Raw genomic sequence first — 16568 nt, forward strand, 5'->3', positions numbered from 1 at the left:
ATGTCCTTGATCAAAGAAGTCGACTACGGAACCCCCGCCGCCAAATCCGAAAAAACGGTTACCCTGACCATTGATGGCAACGACGTCACCGTGCCCGAAGGCACATCGGTGATGCGTGCCTCGATGGAGGCGGGCATTCAAATCCCCAAATTGTGTGCGTCCGACATGGTCGATGCATTTGGATCGTGCCGTTTGTGCCTAGTAGAGGTCGAAGGCCGCAACGGCACACCGTCATCCTGCACCACACCGGCTGCTGATGGCATGGTGGTCAAAACCCAGACAGAGCGCCTTAAGAAAATCCGCAAAGGCGTGATGGAACTGTACATTTCCGACCATCCGCTTGATTGCCTGACCTGTGCAGCCAATGGCGATTGCGAATTGCAGGATATGGCCGGGGCCGTTGGCCTGCGCGATGTGCGCTATGGCTATGACGGCGGCAACCATGTGAAGGTGCGTGATAACGGCGAAGAAAATCCGCGCTATATGGCAAAGGATGAAACCAACCCGTATTTCACCTATGACCCGTCAAAATGCATTGTGTGTTCGCGCTGTGTGCGGGCCTGCGAGGAAGTGCAGGGGACCTTTGCGCTGACCATCGAAGGACGTGGTTTTGAAAGCCGCGTTTCGCCGGGGATGCACGAAGACTTCCTTGATTCCGAATGTGTGTCGTGTGGCGCCTGCGTTCAGGCCTGCCCAACCGCGACCTTGCAGGAAAAATCGATCATTGAAATCGGCCAGCCGGAACATTCGGTTGTCACCACCTGTGCGTATTGCGGGGTCGGTTGTTCGTTTAAGGCCGAAATGCGCGGCGAAGAATTGGTGCGCATGGTGCCGTATAAAGACGGCAAAGCCAACCGTGGCCATTCCTGTGTTAAGGGGCGGTTTGCGTATGGTTATGCCAACCATAAAGACCGCATCCTGAACCCGATGATCCGCGAAAGTACCTCGGATCCATGGCAGGAAGTCAGTTGGGAAGAAGCCCTTCGATATACGGCTGATAAATTCCGCGCCATTCAGGCTGAACATGGCAAGGGTGCGATTGGTGGCATTACCTCATCGCGTTGCACGAATGAGGAAACCTTCCTTGTTCAAAAACTGATCCGTGCTGGATTTGGCAATAATAACGTCGATACCTGTGCGCGTGTTTGCCATTCGCCGACCGGCTATGGTTTGAAAACCACCTTTGGGACATCTGCCGGGACGCAGGATTTTGACAGTGTCGAACATACCGATGTGGTTATTCTTATCGGGGCCAACCCGACCGACGGCCACCCGGTATTTGCATCGCGTTTGAAAAAGCGTCTGCGCGAAGGGGCGAAACTGATCGTGATTGATCCGCGGCGTATTGATCTTGTGCGCAGCCCACATATCGAGGCCGTCGCCCATGTTGCCTTGCGCCCGGGCACCAACGTTGCGGTTCTGACATCCTTGGCACATGTGATCGTGACCGAAGGCCTGTTTGACGAGGCTTTTGTTCGCGAACGCTGTGACTGGGATGAATTCCAGGATTGGGCGGCGTTTGTTTCCGATCCAAAACACAGCCCCGAAGCCATCGCCGAAATGACCGGTGTTGATCCGGAAACCATGCGCACCGCCGCCAGGACTTTTGCCACCGGTGGAAATGGCGCGATTTATTACGGGCTTGGTGTTACCGAACACAGCCAAGGTTCGACCACGGTGATGGCGATTGCCAACCTTGCCATGGCGACAGGTAACCTTGGGCGTCCGGGCGTTGGGGTTAATCCGCTGCGCGGTCAGAACAACGTGCAGGGGGCCTGTGATATGGGGTCCTTCCCGCATGAACTGCCGGGCTATCGCCATATTCAAGACAGCACCACCCGCGATATTTTCGAAGATATCTGGGGTGTCAAACTGGATGATGAGCCGGGCTTGCGTATTCCCAATATGCTTGATGCCGCCGTCGAAGGCACGTTTAAGGGGATCTACATTCAGGGCGAAGACATCCTGCAATCAGACCCCGATACCAAACATGTGGCGGCTGGTTTGGCGGCAATGGAATGCGTTGTGGTGCATGACCTGTTTTTGAATGAAACAGCCAACCATGCCCATGTGTTCCTGCCCGGTTCGACCTTCCTTGAAAAGGATGGCACATTCACCAATGCGGAACGCCGTATCAACCGCGTCCGCCGTGTGATGACCCCACTTAACGGGTTTGCCGATTGGGAAGTGACACAGAACCTTGCGCGCGCGATGGGTCTTGATTGGAATTATACCCATCCATCGCAGGTAATGGACGAAATTGCCGCCACCACGCCAAGCTTTGCCAATGTGGATTATGACCTTCTTGAACGCGAAGGATCGGTTCAGTGGCCATGTAATGACAAGGCGCCAAAAGGCACCCCGGTCATGCATATTGATGGTTTTGTGCGCGGTAAGGGCAAGTTTGTGGTCACGGAATATGTCGCCACCGACGAACGTACCGGGCCGCGCTTCCCGCTTCTTCTGACCACGGGGCGTATTCTTACGCAGTACAATGTCGGGGCACAGACCCGTCGTACGGAAAATACCGCCTGGCACAAAGAAGACTTGCTGGAAATCCATCCCCATGACGCCGAACAGCGTGGTGTGCGTGATGGCGATTGGATCCGTCTGGCATCGCGATCCGGTGAAACGTCGCTTCGGGCGAAGATCACCGACCGTGTCGCACCGGGGGTGGTTTACACAACCTTCCACCATCCGGGCACGCAGGCCAACGTGATCACCACCGACTTTACCGACTGGGCGACGAACTGCCCGGAATATAAGGTGACCGCGGTGCAGGTTTCGTCCAGCAACGGTCCAAGCGACTGGCAGGTCGAATATGATCGTCAGGCCGAACAATCGCGTCGGATCAAACCGCGCATTGATGCCGCAGAATAGGATAAAGTGCCCCGCACTGTGTTATGATTGGTTTCATGGCACCGTGCGGGGGCGCCGTCTGTAAAGAAAAGTTTACAAGCAAAGAGTGAACACCAATGGCACCTGATAAGCTTGTCTATATGGCCAATCAGATCGCGACCTTTTTTAAATCCAAACCCCACGACGAAGGGGTTGAAGGGGTTGCAGGACATATCAATGATTTTTGGGAACCGCGCATGCGCAAACAGCTGTTCGACTTGATTGCCGATGGGCATGACGGGTTCGATCCGCTGGTGCTTGAAGCCGCCCCGTCGATCCGCAAAGTCAAAGAAACCGCATGAAAACCAAATCATCAGACAATTATATTGTCGATGGCCGGGACATTGATATGGCGCGCGCCGTATCACGCGATGACGGCAATGATGATGCCCCCATGGTCTTGCAGCCGGAAATCCCGGCTGCATTGACGTTTAATGGGCAATCCCATGCGGTGATGATGGTGTCGCCCCATGACCTAGAAGATTTCATGGTTGGGTTTGCGCTGTCAGAAGGTATTGCCGATGACGTGTCGCAGATCACGCTGCGGGATGTGCGCAAAACCCTTCAGGGCTATGTGATTGAGGCGGACTTGCACGAAGACGTGTTTGATCGGCTTGAAGATCGTCAACGTACCCTTGAAGGGCGATCTGGTTGCGGATTGTGCGGTGTGCAGTCATTGGATGCGGTGTCGATGGATAAAATCGGCACGGTGACGCCGGGCAATATGGCGCAGGATATTGTGCTGCGTGCGATTGATGCGCTGCCCGATCATCAAACCCGTAACCGCGAAGGCGGCGGGTTGTTGCATGCCAGTGCCTTTGTCGATGGTAGCGGTAACATCATCCTAACCCGCGAAGATATCGGACGGCACAACGCGCTTGATAAAGTATTGGGCGCGGTTGCGCGGCAGGGGATTGATACCACCGGCGGGTTTGTGTTGATGACCAGCCGCTGTTCATACGAAATCGTTACCAAGACCGTGCAATGTGGGGTCGGGGGGCTTGTGACCCTGTCTGGTCCCACCTTAACGGCGGTCAACTTGGCACGGAAAGCTGGACTGACATTGATTTGCCGCGAACGGCGCGGGCTGTTTCGCCGCTTTGCCTAACTTTGGTCGCGGCGTCACGTCCCGCGTGAACGTCGCCCAAAAGCAGGCATGTCAAAGAAGGCATGTCATGGGATGCGAAGTACGTTTCGCACTCCATGACATATCAGATGCCGGTTGGCCGCTTGTTAGCTTGGGATATATTCCTGGCTCCATGACTCACTCAGGTCGCCGGATTTCAGCATCATCTCAATTGCCTGATCGCCATAGCCCAATTCTTTGAGGATTGTGCGCGTTGATGTGCCAAACTTTTCCGAAGGGCTCAGGGCAACCACCTTTGAGCGTGTTGTTCGCACCGCGTATGGGTCAAGCTGAATGACCTCATGCCCGCTGGGATGATCGGGGTAGACTGAGAAGGAATAGCTTCCGCGGTCCGTACCCGGTGTCCCGTCCGCTTCGCGTGTGTTTTCCGCACGCAATGCATCAATGTTATCGCAGATCGCAGCCCCAATATCAGCCGCATGCAGACGTTCAATCCATTCGTTTGCGGTCGTGGTCTGGAACGCTGTTGCCAGATAGATTGCCCGTTCTTCCAGCGGAATTTCAGGCAATTCTTCAAGGCCTTCGACCTCGCGGAACCGAGGAAGATCTTCTTCATAGGCGCTTAGCAACACATAGGTGCCCGATGCCGTGCTGTAAAAGCGGTTAAGTTCATCATTGCCGTTGGTTTCCGGTCCCGACGGTTCGTCAAACAAGCCGCGTCCGCGGTAATCATAGGCAAAGGGTATTTGCAAAAGGCCGCTATTGGCGGTCAGTGATGTCCGGCCGCGCCCGATCCGACCAAACCGGTATTTCTGATACAACGCCGCCGCAACAGCCAAAGCACCGCCAAAGCCACACATGACATCGATGGTCCCAACATGGGCGTGCTCTTCGGGGCGGTCCATGGCGCCGCCAAATCGCAACATGATGCCCGTTGCGGCCTGCACCAGATCGTCATAGCCGATATAGTCGGTACGCACGCCACGCTGAACGCCACTGAAACAATCCAGTTTGCAGAAAATGGCATTTGGATTGAGTTTGCGCAGGTTTTCCGCATCAAGACCCATCCGCTTGATCTGACTATCCGGGGCGTTCCAGATGATGACATCAACCGATTTAACCAGATCTTCGAATACCTTGCGGCCATGTTCGGATTTGATGTCTGCAAGGATCGACTTTTTGCCGCGCATTTGCGATAGGCCGTAAATGACGGTATTCCAGCTATCATAAAGCGGCACGGACGGATCCAGCTTGATGACTTCGGCGCCAAACCGTGCCAGGTAGCAGGCCGAATGCGGACCGGCAATGACGTTGCAAAGATCAAGTATCTTAACCCCGGAAAGCCAGCCTTCTTGCTCAATCGCGTCCGCTGGATCGGGAATCTCGGTCCGATGTTTTTTAAGGGTTTTAAGCGCCTCATTAAACTCTACCCAGCGACGCGGTTGGGGGTTAAGGGCTTCTTCGCCGCTTTCTTCCATCCAGACAACCGGGCCGGGCGTGGTCATTTCGCCATATTCCGGGTCCCATGTATCGATCATCAGACCGGAACCTTCAGCATATTCGTCATGAATCCATTCCTGCAGCCAGCGCTGCGGCGCGCCCGGAATGCCGCCACGACCAAACATCTTTTTCCATTCGTGCGATGTGCGGGTCATGAAGACATCCTTCATGCGCGCGGCAATCCTGTCCGCCCAATCTTTGGGCATCGGATAGACCCCAAGCGAGGTTTCAGACTCCCATTCGCTTTGCGGTTTGTAGGTGTCATCCTCGGATGTCAGGCCTTCCTCAACGAGTTCATCATAAATCCCAAGAACTTCAAGGCAGCGCTTGGCATGATGCTTGTGGCTTGGACAGACCACATAGAACATCCGGCCATCCTTGCACATGTAGCTTCTGAAAAATGGATCGAGAAGTTCCTGCAATTCCTCGTAACTGACATTCATCGGCAGACCTTCGATACGTCTGCGTTCAATTTCAATTTCGCGCTGAGTCAGATAACGTCTGGGAATGTCTGATATTCTGATGGAGTTATAGCAAAGCCCCTCCATGATGGCGGCGGCTAATGGGACCTCTATCTGGTCGCCCAAGCCGGTAAGCTGGCGTGATTGCAACGCCAGAACAACTGACGATGCCGCAATCTGCGACGCATAGGCCGACGACAAAGGCAACGGAGAGAAGGACGGATTTAACCCCATCAGTACCCGGTTCAAACCCATGTCGGTGAAAACGCCTGAACTTGCAGCGACGATGCTTTCAAAGGCACGTTGTTCGCGCCGTTCTTCGTCGTTCGATGCAAATCCCGGGATCGAAAGTGTAATCAGTTCCGGGCGTTCTTTGCGCATTTCCGCAAAATCAAAGCCAAGCTTGGCAAATTTTCCGGGGCGGAAATTTTCGATGATGATGTCGGCTTCGGCGCAGAGCTCGTGCGCCCGTTCGCGGCCTTCCTTGCTTTTCAGGTCAAGATTGATGATCAGCTTGTTGCGGTTAAGCGTTGCGTTTGCCGGACTGTTCCACATCGGTCCACCGGGTGGATCAATATGAACAACCGTCGCCCCCAGATCGCCAAGCAACATGGCAACAGCGGGCCCCGCGATATATTGGCCAAAATCGACAACTTTGACGCCTGTCAGAGGGAGCTTGGAAAACCGGGTGTGCATTTTTTCCTCCGAAGTCTGCATGTAGGTTGGCAGGGGAAACGCAAATCGCGATTACTGGTCAGACAAAATCCATCCAGCGGCTTTTTCGGCAATCATCAGTGTCGGTGAATTGGTATTGCCACTTGTAATTTCGGGCATCACAGACGCATCGACAACCCGAAGGCCTGAAATACCCTTAAGTCGAAGATGCGGGTCAAGTACGGCTGTGTTGTCATCCTTGTGTCCCATCTTGACGGTCCCGACCGGATGGAAAATCGTTGTGGCGATGTCACCGGCCAGCTTGGTGAGTTCATCATCGGATCGATATTGCACGCCCGGTTTGAATTCGTCGGGCTGGTATTTGGCCATGGCGGGTTGCCCCATGATGTCGCGAACCTGTCGCAGGCTGTCGGCGGCAACTTTGCGATCTTCGTCGGTATTAAGGTAATTGGGCGCAATTTTCGGGGCTTCGCGAAAATCGGCAGATTTGATTTGAATGCTGCCACGGCTGGTCGGGTTAAGGTTACAGACCGATACCGTGACGGCAGGAAAGTCGTGAAGATCACCGCCAAATGCCTCAAGGCTCAGCGGTTGGACGTGATATTCAAGATTTGAATATTGGCGCGACGGATCGGATCGGGTGAACGCACCCAATTGGCTGGGTGCCATGCTCATGGGGCCAGAACGGTTGAGAAGATATTCAAGGCCAATCTTGGCCTTACCAACCAAGTTGTTGGCGAGCGTGTTAAGTGTTTTGGCACCGTGTACCTTATAGATCGCACGAATTTGCAGGTGGTCTTGCAGGTTCTGCCCGACACCGGGCGCATCAAGCACGACGTCGATGCCATGCTGTCTAAGGATATTTGCCGGACCGATGCCAGACAGTTGCAAAATTTGCGGTGAGTTTACAGCGCCCGCAGACAGGATGACTTCCTTATTGGCGCCGACGGTAAGCTGCGTGCCCGCCTTGTTGACCATGGCACCTGTGCAGACGGTTTGGCCATCTGCGTTGGTTGCAAAGGTCAGTTTTTCGACTTGTGCCTCGGTCCAGACCGTCAGGTTGGGGCGCGATTGGATGGGGCGGATAAACGCCTTTGATGTGTTCCAGCGCCATCCGGACCGTTGGTTAACCTCAAAATAGCCAATGCCAGTATTGTCGCCATCATTGAAATCGTCGGTTGGCTCAATGCCGGTTTGACCGGCGGCCTCGATGAAGCTGTCGAGGATGTCCCAGCGCAGCCGTTGCTTTTCAACGCGCCATTCGCCGCCATGTCCGTGATTGTCGGAAAAGGGCTTTCCGCTATGTGTTGCGGGATTTTTGCCGTTATCAAGCTTGTGATGATTTTCATGGCGCTTGAAATCGGCAAGGGAATGTTGCCAATTCCAGGCTTCTTCGCCGGTGATCTTGGCCCAGTTGTCATAGTCGCGGGCCTGGCCGCGCATATAGATCATGCCATTGATCGACGAGCATCCACCCAGCGCCTTGCCACGGGGATAGCGCAACACACGGCCATTCAGACCCTTGTCCGGTTCGGTTTGATACATCCAGTCTGTGCGTGGATTGCCAATGCAATAAAGATAACCGACCGGTATGTGTATCCACGGATAGTTATCTGCCTTGCCCGCCTCAAGCAGCAGAACATTATTCTTTGCATCTGCGCTAAGCCGATTGGCCAACAAACTTCCGGCTGAGCCAGCTCCGACAACGATATAGTCGAAGTTTTGAATGGTTCTCATCATTGTGACGCGCTTTCCCTTTTGCTTCTTATCGGTTTGGCGGTCGAGACAAATTTTTTGACCAACCAAAGGCCCGCAAAGGCAGTTCCGATGGCCGCTTGATCGTTTAAGCCGCAAGCGGTCTTTATTCGGTGAGAGCACCGAATGTGTATTAGGGGTTTAATGTGCGGATAAATCTAATGACAAAATACGAATAGCAATATTAGTGTTATTTATATGACCCGGTTTTCAAACATAAACATGCTGCTGGCTTTTGTGACCGTCGCGCGCGAGGGCAGCGTTTCGCGTGCCGCATCGGTACTCAGCTTGACGCAGCCAGCGATCAGTCATCAGATCAAGCGTCTTGGTGAGGAAACGGGCATTTCGCTTTTCAAGCGGACAGCTACAGGGTTGGAAATTACCCCGGATGGGCAAGCGATGCTTAAGAAAGCTGAGCTTGTGCTTGATGCGATGGACGAGTTTCGGCGCAGCGCGCGTAAGCGGGCCGGGCGTGTTGGTGGAAAGCTTAGAATCGGAACAATCGTTGATCCGGAATTTATCCGACTTGGTCGGATGCTAAGCCGGATGCGAACCGACTTCCCAGATATCGAAACGGAACTGGTTCATGGCGTCAGCGGCGAGATGCTGGCACGGGTTTGCCGTAATCAGATTGATGCCGGTTTTTACCTGAGTGGGCCCGATGTGGCGGGCGATATTGCCGCGATATCGACCGAAGAAATCCATGCGATTAAATTGGCCGAGTTTAATTATCGGGTGATTGCCCCGGTTGGTTGGGAAAGCGAGGTCGAGAATGCCGATTGGATGGCCTTGGCAAAGCTTCCCTGGATCGGCACGACAGAGGCATCTGTGCATTCCCGGCTGCTTAAGCGGATTTTCGATCGCTATGACTGCAAACAAAATTCCGTCGCCTTGGTCGATCAGGAAGCCTCGATGCTTGAGATGGTCCGATCAGGCGTGGGTCTAAGTTTATGTCGGGATTCAATCGCGCTACATGAAAAGCAGACCTTTGGCCTTGCGGTGAGCAATTCCGTTTCCATTCCGGCCTGCCTTAGTCTGATCACAAGTGAACGCCGCAAAGAACTTCCCATGATATCGGCCCTGTTTGAGGTGCTCGAAGCAACGTGGTGAAGCTGGTTTTCACTGTGGAGCTATGAGTGAGCCGCACATGCCATACCTTGCTGTCTGACGCGTTATGGGCGGATTAGGCTGGCCACACTTGCATGCTTCTGGATTTGAATAGGGCGAGAGCCTAGAAAAAATCCTGATGCCGTTCACGGATATCGTTAATTTTCGCCAGCGTGCCCGACAGATGTTCACGCACGACTTTTTCTGTTTCGGCGGTATCGCCCGCACGGATCGCGTCAAGAAGGCGGGTATGGCAATCCAAAATCGATGCTAGTTTTCCCGGATCGGGCAGGTTGAGTTTGCGCAGGCGGTCAATATGACCGGACCGGGCGTGCACAACGCCGTAAAGATCGCTGACCCCGCCAGCCTCAAACAGCGATAAGTGAAAATCGCGGTCAAGGCGGGAAAAAGCGGCCAGATCATTGGCGGTCATGGCCGCTTTTTGCTGGGCCAAAATCGATTGGGCTGGTGCGATCAGTGCAGGATCATGTGCCTTGGCAAGGCGTCTGGTAATCTCAAGCTCCAGCGACAGGCGCAGAAACTGTGTTTCCAACGCATGCTCGATATTGATTTTTGATACCTCGGTCTTGGACTGGGGAAAGGTATCAATCAGACCTTCTTCTTCAAGCTTAAGCAATGCGTCGCGCACGGGTGTTTGGCTAACCCCATATTCAGCGGCAATCTCGCCCCGTGACAGGTTTTGCCCCGGTTCGAGTTCAAGCTGGATGATCCGATCACGCAGTGATCCATGTAGCTGCGCGCTGGCAGAGCCGCGCTTTATCTTTTGTGGCATTTTCGAACCGCCCTTATAGGTCAGAAGGGGATTTGGCGACTTGCTTTCCATGCTGTCCTGCGTTCTCGCCCTAAGCTGATTACTTGATAACACATTGTGTTTGCATATGGCTATTGCTACTTATGTACTAATATATTAGTGTATCAGAACACCGAGCAAAAAACAGTTCGGTTAACTTCGGGAGGAAACCAAATGAATTTCATGAAGCCGGCGATTGCCGCGACGTCACTTTGCCTTTTTGCGGGTGCGGTCAATGCCGAAACACTTAATATTCAGACATCTTTTAATGCAGGCGATTTTTCAACGCAGTTCATTACCGAGCATTGGGTGCCAGATGTTGAAAAACGTACCGATGGGCGCGTCAAAATCGTACTGACGCCAAATGGTTCTGTCGTTCCGGCCAAAGAAACGCCAAGTGCGGTTGCTGTTGGTGTGCTTGACGGTGATTTTACGTCCGTCAACTATTTCGCCGGTCTTGAGCCTGCCTATGCGATCATGGGTGATTTGATTTCGGGCTATGATACGCCAGAACAAATGATCGGTTTTTGTAAAGACGGCGGTGGCGAAGCCATCATGCAAAAAGCATCCGATGCCATTACCGATGGCGAAGTGAAGGTTGTTGCATGTGGCCCATATTCGCGCGAGGCCCTGGTTGCACGTACGCCAATCCGTACCTTTGAAGATTTGTCGGGTAAAAAAATCCGTTCGCCAGAAGGTTTGGCTGCGGCTGTTTTCTCTGCTGCGGGTGCGTCACCGGTATCCATTCCGTTTTCCGAAGTTTTCGGTGCGCTTGAAAAAGGCATCGTCGATGCGGCTGATGCATCGGCTTATGTAAACAATGCGGCAACCGGTCTTCAGGATGTGGCCCCGTATCCATTGTATCCGGGCATCCATTCCATGCCGTCGATGCAGTTCACGGTAAATGCGGAAAAATGGGCAGATATCTCGGCCGAGGACCAGAAAGCGCTTCGCGATTCTTGGTATGACGCGATGTATGCGATGGCCGCCGAAGTTTCCAAACAGGATGCAGAACTTGCTGCGCGCGACGATGCAACCGATGAAATCGAAGTCATCGATTGGGCACAAGAAGATCGTGACAAACTTCGCGTTGTTGCCCGTCAACAATGGGAAGAGTTTGCCAAGAAATCTGATCTCGCCAAGGAAGCCTTGGACGCGCATATCGCTTACATGACCAAAATCGGTCTGTTCAAGGAATAAGCGTCTTTCTGCACGCATCCGGACCGCCCCTGATCAAAGACTGATGTGGGGCGGTCCCTTTTCCTGCAATTTCCTGGTCGGGGAAATCTGATGAAACGCCTTCTTGCTCGTTATGCCGATATCATGGACGCGGTCAGCGTCTTTGTCGGTCAGGGCTGTTCTGTCCTCTTTTTTGCCTGTATCGCCGTTTCGGCCCTTGAAGTTTTGCTGCGCTATGGTTTTGACGCGCCGACATTATGGACAACCGAACTTGCCATGGCCTTGTGTGCCAGTGCGTGGGTGTTGTCGGTTGGGTACGTGACCGAACGAAATCGCCATATCTCAATCACCATGCTTGAAGTCGTCGTTGGTGAACGGGTTTGGCGCATTTTCCGCCTGATCCAAATGATCATCGCCACCGGGGCGACAATCATTCTTTCAATGGCGCTGTATCATCCAGCCGCCAAGGTTCTGTCGCGGATCGAATATTCCGGCACGGCGATGAACTCAATGCAGCCAACCTATCTGAAAATCCTGCTTTTCGTCGGCTGCCTATTTTTCATTTTACAGCTTTTGTCCAACATCATCCGTTGGGTTCAGCGCACCGAGGGGGACGTATCCGGTGGGCATTGAGATCATTACACTTCTGATTGTTATCTCGCTTTTGGCGTTGATGGCCTTGGGTGTGCCGCTTGGCATCACCACGCTGACGGTATCGCTTGGAACCGCGCTTTTGTATTTTGGCGAACGGGCGGGCTTCTTTATCGTCGCGGCCAATGTCAGCGAGGTTTTGCATAAATACGAACTGATTGCCGTGCCGTTCTTTGTCTTTATGGCGAACGTGCTTGAACGATCGGGAATAGCGCATTCGATGTTTGAGTCCATGGCAATTATGGGCGGACGTTTCCGGGGATCGGTCGGCGTGCAAACCACGTTTGTCGCAGTCCTTTTGGCGGCGATGTCGGGCATAATGGGTGGCGAAATCGTCATGCTGGGCTTGATCGCCCTGCCGCAGATGTTGCGTTTGGGTTATGATCGTAAATTGGCCATCGGCATTATTTGTGCCGCTGGTGCCTTGGCAACCCTTATTCCGCCGTCGGTTGTTCTGATTGTTTACGGGTTGGCCGCACAGGTTTCGATCACCAAACTGTTTGCCGCGTCTGCCGTGCCGGGGCTTATTTTGGCGGGCCTTTATATTACGTACATTTTGGTCCGGGTCCGTCTGAAGCCCGAAATGGCGCCGATCTATGACATTCCAGAAACCGCACTGCCGTTCTTCCAGCGCCTGAAATTCCTTAAGGGGATTATCTTGCCGGCCATTCTGATCGGTACGGTTTTGGGCGTGATTTATTCTGGTGTCGCAACAGTGACCGAGGCCGCGGCAATTGGCGCAATCGGTGCGCTTGTGGTGGCAGCAGCGCGTAAGGAACTGAAATGGACCATGGCGCGCGATGCCATGCGTCAAACCGTGATTACCGTTGGTTCGATCATCTGGCTTGTGATCGGTGCGGTATCCTTGATTGGCATTTACAACCGGATTGGTGGTGGCGATTTCTTGCGCGGGGTTTTGACCGCACTTGATATCGGGCCGATCTGGGTGATTGTCGTGATGATGTTGATCGTGATGTTGCTTGGCACGTTCCTGGAATGGATTGCGATCATTTTCATCACGGTTCCGATCTTTGCGCCGGTGGTGATTGATCTTGGATTTGATCCGGTGTGGTTCGGTGTCCTGTTTGCGATGAATATTCAGATGTACTACCTGTCGCCGCCTTTTGGCCCCGCGTGTTTCTTCCTGAAATCCGTGGCCCCAAAGGACATCGCCCTTCAGGAAATATTCGTTGCGGTTCTTCCGTTCATTGCGCTTCAGGCGGTCGGATTGGCGTTGGTGCTTTTCAATCCGCAAATCGCCCTGTGGCTGCCGTCACTCTTTGAATGAGGTGAAAGGATAAAATGATGTCTGATCATGATTCGACCCGTCAGGACGAAGATATATCCGCATCCGAATTTGCCGATGACGAGCGCAAAGACGGGCACGACTTTGGCAGTTGGCCCGAAGTTGGCGGCTTGGTGTTTACGCTCATTGTTTCGGCGCTGATCTTTATGGTCCGCGGATAAGGCGAACATCCCATTTTCCCGGTGACCTTGGCGTATGTGCAAGGTCATCGGGGCGGTGTTTGCCGGTTTTTGTTGGCGCCGAACATCGCGCAGTCGTCGCGTCAGGGATGGCGAATGCAAAGCTTTTGCGACTGAGTTGAATATTCCGACTTGGCTTACGTCAAGAAGATTGAAATTACCCCGACATCTTGTTATCAAAGATGTAACTTATAATTACAAGTGGGTTAACCCAAGGAAGATGCCATGACCGAGAAAGTCAAAAAAACCGCCGAAGACCTTCGTAGTGCGCGCTGGTTCGCGCCCGATGATCTTCGTTCGTTTGGTCACCGTTCACGTCTGATGCAGATGGGGCTTGATCCAGAGGATTGGACAGGGCGTCCGGTCATCGGCATCCTCAATACATGGTCGGAACTTAACCCGTGCCACGCGCATTTCCGCGAACGCGCAGCCGACGTCAAAAAGGGTGTGCATCAGGCCGGTGGTTTCCCGGTTGAACTGCCATCGATTTCGGTCGATGAGTCTTTCACCAAGCCGACTTCGATGCTGTATCGCAACCTGCTTGCCATGGAGACCGAAGAACAAATCCGGTCGCATCCGCTTGATGGCGTGGTGTTGATGGGCGGTTGCGATAAAACCACACCGGGTTTGGTGATGGGCGCGCTGTCGGCGGGTGTTCCGATGATCTATCTGCCTGCGGGGCCAATGTTGCGCGGCAACTATGCCGGTAAAATCCTGGGTTCCGGGTCTGATGCCTGGAAATACTGGGATGAACGCCGTGCGGGCAATATCAGTGACGAAGAATGGGTTGGTGTCGAAGGCGGCATTGCGCGTTCATATGGCCACTGTATGACCATGGGTACCGCATCCACCATGACCGCCATTGCCGAGGCGATGGGCCTTTGCCTTCCGGGGGCGTCATCCATTCCGGCACCAGATGCCGGGCATATCCGCATGTCGACCCAATGTGGTCGCCGTATTGTTGATATGGTTTGGGAAGATTTGACCCCGGATAAAATCGTTACCCCGGCATCGATTAAAAACTCTGCCGTTGTGGCGATGGCGACGGGTTGTTCGACCAACGCGGTTGTTCATATGCTGGCCATGGCGCGCCGTGCTTCGATTGATCTGACCCTTGATGATCTTGATGCACTGGGCCGTACCACGCCGCTGATTGCCAATATTCGTCCGTCGGGCAAGGGTGACTACCTGATGGAAGATTTCTTTTATGCGGGTGGTTTGCGCGCATTGATGGCGCAGCTTGGTGACAAGCTTGATACATCGGTTACCACGGTCACCGGTAAAACCCTTGGTGAAACGCTTGAGGGTGCGGTGGTTTACAATGACGATGTCATTCGCCCGCTTTCCAATCCAGTTTATCACCAAGGATCACTTGCGGTGCTTAAGGGCAATCTGTGCCCGGATGGGGCGGTGATTAAGCCTGCTGCCTGTGATGAGCGTTTCCGCAATCACCAAGGCCCGGCCATGGTGTTTGACAGCTATCCGGAAATGAAAAAGGCGATTGATGACGAAAATCTTGATGTCACGCCTGATCATGTTTTGGTGCTGCGTAATGCCGGTCCTTTGGGCGGTCCTGGTTTCCCCGAATGGGGTATGCTGCCCATTCCAAAGGCGCTGATCAAACAAGGCCACCGTGACATGTTGCGCCTGTCTGATGCGCGAATGTCAGGCACGTCTTATGGGGCCTGTGTGCTTCACGTGGCGCCGGAATCTTATGTTGGTGGGCCTCTGGCACTTTTGAAAAACGGCGATATCGTTCGACTTGATCTGGATAACCGTCGATTGGATATGCTGGTCGACGAAGACGAACTTGAACGTCGTCGTGCCGCATGGCAAGCGCCAGAACCGCGGTTCCAGCGCGGCTATGGTTACATGTTTGGCAAGCACGTAACACAGGCCAACGAAGGCTGTGACTTTGACTTCTTGTCACCGAAATTTGGCAAAACAGCCGGAGAGCCTGACATCTACTAGGCCAAAAATAAGAAAAGCGGGGGCGGCGGCGTCGCACCCCGTTCTTCGCATTACTCAGGGATATCACTTTATGGCACTTTCCAAAGCCGATCTGCGTGGCGTCTTGTCCGGGATTTCGGGCATTCTTGTAACGCCCTATGATGACAATGGCGATCTTGCGCCCAGCAAGCTTCAACCGATCATTGATCGCGCCCTTGCGGCGGGGGGTCATTTCCCGGTGGTGAATGGCAATACCGGCGAGTTTTATGCCCTGACCACGCAAGAAGCCATCACCATGGCACGGTCCGTTGCCGAAATGCTTGATGGGCGTGCGCCGATGCTGGCGGGGATTGGACGTGGGGTGCGTGATGCCTGTGAGTTGGCCAAGGCATCGGCAGATGCCGGTGCGACCGCCCTTATGGTGCATCAGCCGCCAGACCCGTTTGTCGCCCCGCGCGGTGTTGTCGAGTATCTTAAGCGCATTGCCGATGCATCGGGCGGTTTACCGATGATGCTGTATTTGCGCAATGACACGATTGGCACCAAAGCCATCGAAGATTTGTGCGCAATCGACGGTGTGGCAGGTGTCAAATGGGCGACCCCAAATCCGATGAAGCTGGCCGAGGCGATCAATGCCTGTGATCCCGACATCGTTTGGGTTGGTGGGTTGGCCGAGACGTGGGCGCCGGCATTTTATGCAGTTGGTGCACGTGGCTTTACATCGGGTTTGATCAACGTTTGGCCGGAACGATCGATGGCGATCCACGGTGCGCTTGAAGCCGGTGACTATGCCAAGGCACGCCAATTGATTGGTGAAATGAAGGCCTTTGAAGACGTCCGTGCCGAGGAAATGAACGGCACCAACGTCACGGGTGTTAAGGCCGCCCTTAAATTGCTTGGCGATGATTGCGGTGCGACACGTCCACCGTCTGCATGGCCGTTAACCGATGCGCAGCATGAAAAGCTTTCTGCTTTCATGCGCCAAAACAATCTTTTGAAATAAGGCGGC

Annotated in this window: 13 protein-coding genes; 10 read left to right on the forward strand and 3 right to left on the reverse strand. The window is 53.7% G+C overall.

What is annotated here, in order from left to right; all coding sequences use genetic code 11:
• The 3 genes from fdhF to fdhD all read left to right on the forward strand — a co-directional run bounded on the left by fdhF (position 1) and on the right by fdhD (position 4006).
• Positions 1-2880: a formate dehydrogenase subunit alpha gene (gene fdhF, locus HCZ99_RS15365; RefSeq protein WP_167447914.1), complete on the forward strand. Its 2880-nt coding sequence runs from the start codon at positions 1-3 to the stop codon at positions 2878-2880.
• A gap of 95 nt (positions 2881-2975) precedes the next feature.
• Complete coding sequence (locus HCZ99_RS15370) at positions 2976-3200, forward strand: formate dehydrogenase subunit delta (protein ID WP_167447915.1); 225 nt, start codon at positions 2976-2978, stop codon at positions 3198-3200.
• Positions 3197-4006, forward strand: a complete 810-nt coding sequence (gene fdhD, locus HCZ99_RS15375) for a formate dehydrogenase accessory sulfurtransferase FdhD (RefSeq protein ID WP_167447916.1) — start codon at positions 3197-3199, stop codon at positions 4004-4006. Before HCZ99_RS15370 ends, fdhD begins: the two co-directional genes overlap by 4 nt.
• Positions 4007-4131: 125 nt before the next feature.
• Here fdhD and HCZ99_RS15380 read toward each other — a convergent pair whose 3' ends face one another.
• Together HCZ99_RS15380 and HCZ99_RS15385 are read right to left on the reverse strand one after the other, a co-directional pair.
• Positions 4132-6642, reverse strand: coding sequence for a CoA transferase (locus HCZ99_RS15380; protein ID WP_167447917.1), 2511 nt, complete (start codon positions 6640-6642; stop codon positions 4132-4134).
• A gap of 51 nt (positions 6643-6693) precedes the next feature.
• The gene (locus tag HCZ99_RS15385) at positions 6694-8358 is read right to left on the reverse strand and encodes a GMC family oxidoreductase (protein ID WP_167448138.1); all 1665 of its coding nucleotides are present in this window, start codon (positions 8356-8358) and stop codon (positions 6694-6696) included.
• Positions 8359-8598: 240 nt separating this feature from the next.
• On the opposite strand from HCZ99_RS15385, the gene HCZ99_RS15390 reads away from it, so the two are divergent.
• Positions 8599-9486 carry a LysR family transcriptional regulator gene (locus HCZ99_RS15390; protein WP_254869643.1) on the forward strand — a complete coding sequence of 296 codons (888 nt, stop codon included), beginning with the start codon at positions 8599-8601 and terminating at the stop codon, positions 9484-9486.
• Positions 9487-9607: 121 nt separating this feature from the next.
• On the opposite strand, the gene HCZ99_RS15395 is transcribed toward HCZ99_RS15390, so the two are convergent.
• Positions 9608-10327, reverse strand: coding sequence for a GntR family transcriptional regulator (locus HCZ99_RS15395; RefSeq protein ID WP_254869645.1), 720 nt, complete (start codon positions 10325-10327; stop codon positions 9608-9610).
• Between the two features lie 141 nt (positions 10328-10468).
• Between HCZ99_RS15395 and dctP the strand changes: the two genes are divergently transcribed.
• From dctP to HCZ99_RS15425, 6 genes are all read left to right on the forward strand, one after another.
• Positions 10469-11494 carry a TRAP transporter substrate-binding protein DctP gene (dctP, locus tag HCZ99_RS15400; RefSeq protein ID WP_167447919.1) on the forward strand — a complete coding sequence of 342 codons (1026 nt, stop codon included), beginning with the start codon at positions 10469-10471 and terminating at the stop codon, positions 11492-11494.
• Between the two features lie 90 nt (positions 11495-11584).
• On the forward strand, positions 11585-12106 hold the full coding sequence (locus HCZ99_RS15405) for a TRAP transporter small permease subunit (protein ID WP_167447920.1): 522 nt from the start codon (positions 11585-11587) through the stop codon (positions 12104-12106).
• On the forward strand, positions 12096-13412 hold the full coding sequence (locus HCZ99_RS15410; protein WP_167447921.1) for a TRAP transporter large permease: 1317 nt from the start codon (positions 12096-12098) through the stop codon (positions 13410-13412). Before HCZ99_RS15405 ends, HCZ99_RS15410 begins: the two co-directional genes overlap by 11 nt.
• Before the next feature lie 17 nt (positions 13413-13429).
• Positions 13430-13591 (forward strand): hypothetical protein, encoded by a 162-nt coding sequence (locus tag HCZ99_RS15415; RefSeq protein WP_167447922.1) that lies wholly within the window; start codon positions 13430-13432, stop codon positions 13589-13591.
• Positions 13592-13834: 243 nt separating this feature from the next.
• The gene (gene araD / locus HCZ99_RS15420; RefSeq protein ID WP_167447923.1) at positions 13835-15580 is read left to right on the forward strand and encodes an L-arabinonate dehydratase; all 1746 of its coding nucleotides are present in this window, start codon (positions 13835-13837) and stop codon (positions 15578-15580) included.
• A 70-nt stretch (positions 15581-15650) separates the two neighbouring features.
• Positions 15651-16562 carry a dihydrodipicolinate synthase family protein gene (locus HCZ99_RS15425; RefSeq protein ID WP_167447924.1) on the forward strand — a complete coding sequence of 304 codons (912 nt, stop codon included), beginning with the start codon at positions 15651-15653 and terminating at the stop codon, positions 16560-16562.
• Positions 16563-16568: the final 6 nt, after the last annotated feature.

This window comes from Thalassospira lucentensis, from assembly GCF_011806425.1.
GTDB classification, from domain to species: domain Bacteria; phylum Pseudomonadota; class Alphaproteobacteria; order Rhodospirillales; family Thalassospiraceae; genus Thalassospira; species Thalassospira lucentensis_B.

Coding starts and splice junctions, on each gene's coding strand:
- fdhF (WP_167447914.1), top strand. CDS start 1: ATGTCCTTGATCAAAGAAGTCGACTACGGAACCCCCGCCGCCAAATCC.
- HCZ99_RS15370 (WP_167447915.1), top strand. CDS start 2,976: ATGGCACCTGATAAGCTTGTCTATATGGCCAATCAGATCGCGACCTTT.
- fdhD (WP_167447916.1), top strand. CDS start 3,197: ATGAAAACCAAATCATCAGACAATTATATTGTCGATGGCCGGGACATT.
- HCZ99_RS15380 (WP_167447917.1), bottom strand. CDS start 6,642: ATGCACACCCGGTTTTCCAAGCTCCCTCTGACAGGCGTCAAAGTTGTC.
- HCZ99_RS15385 (WP_167448138.1), bottom strand. CDS start 8,358: ATGAGAACCATTCAAAACTTCGACTATATCGTTGTCGGAGCTGGCTCA.
- HCZ99_RS15390 (WP_254869643.1), top strand. CDS start 8,599: ATGCTGCTGGCTTTTGTGACCGTCGCGCGCGAGGGCAGCGTTTCGCGT.
- HCZ99_RS15395 (WP_254869645.1), bottom strand. CDS start 10,327: ATGGAAAGCAAGTCGCCAAATCCCCTTCTGACCTATAAGGGCGGTTCG.
- dctP (WP_167447919.1), top strand. CDS start 10,469: ATGAATTTCATGAAGCCGGCGATTGCCGCGACGTCACTTTGCCTTTTT.
- HCZ99_RS15405 (WP_167447920.1), top strand. CDS start 11,585: ATGAAACGCCTTCTTGCTCGTTATGCCGATATCATGGACGCGGTCAGC.
- HCZ99_RS15415 (WP_167447922.1), top strand. CDS start 13,430: ATGTCTGATCATGATTCGACCCGTCAGGACGAAGATATATCCGCATCC.
- araD (WP_167447923.1), top strand. CDS start 13,835: ATGACCGAGAAAGTCAAAAAAACCGCCGAAGACCTTCGTAGTGCGCGC.
- HCZ99_RS15425 (WP_167447924.1), top strand. CDS start 15,651: ATGGCACTTTCCAAAGCCGATCTGCGTGGCGTCTTGTCCGGGATTTCG.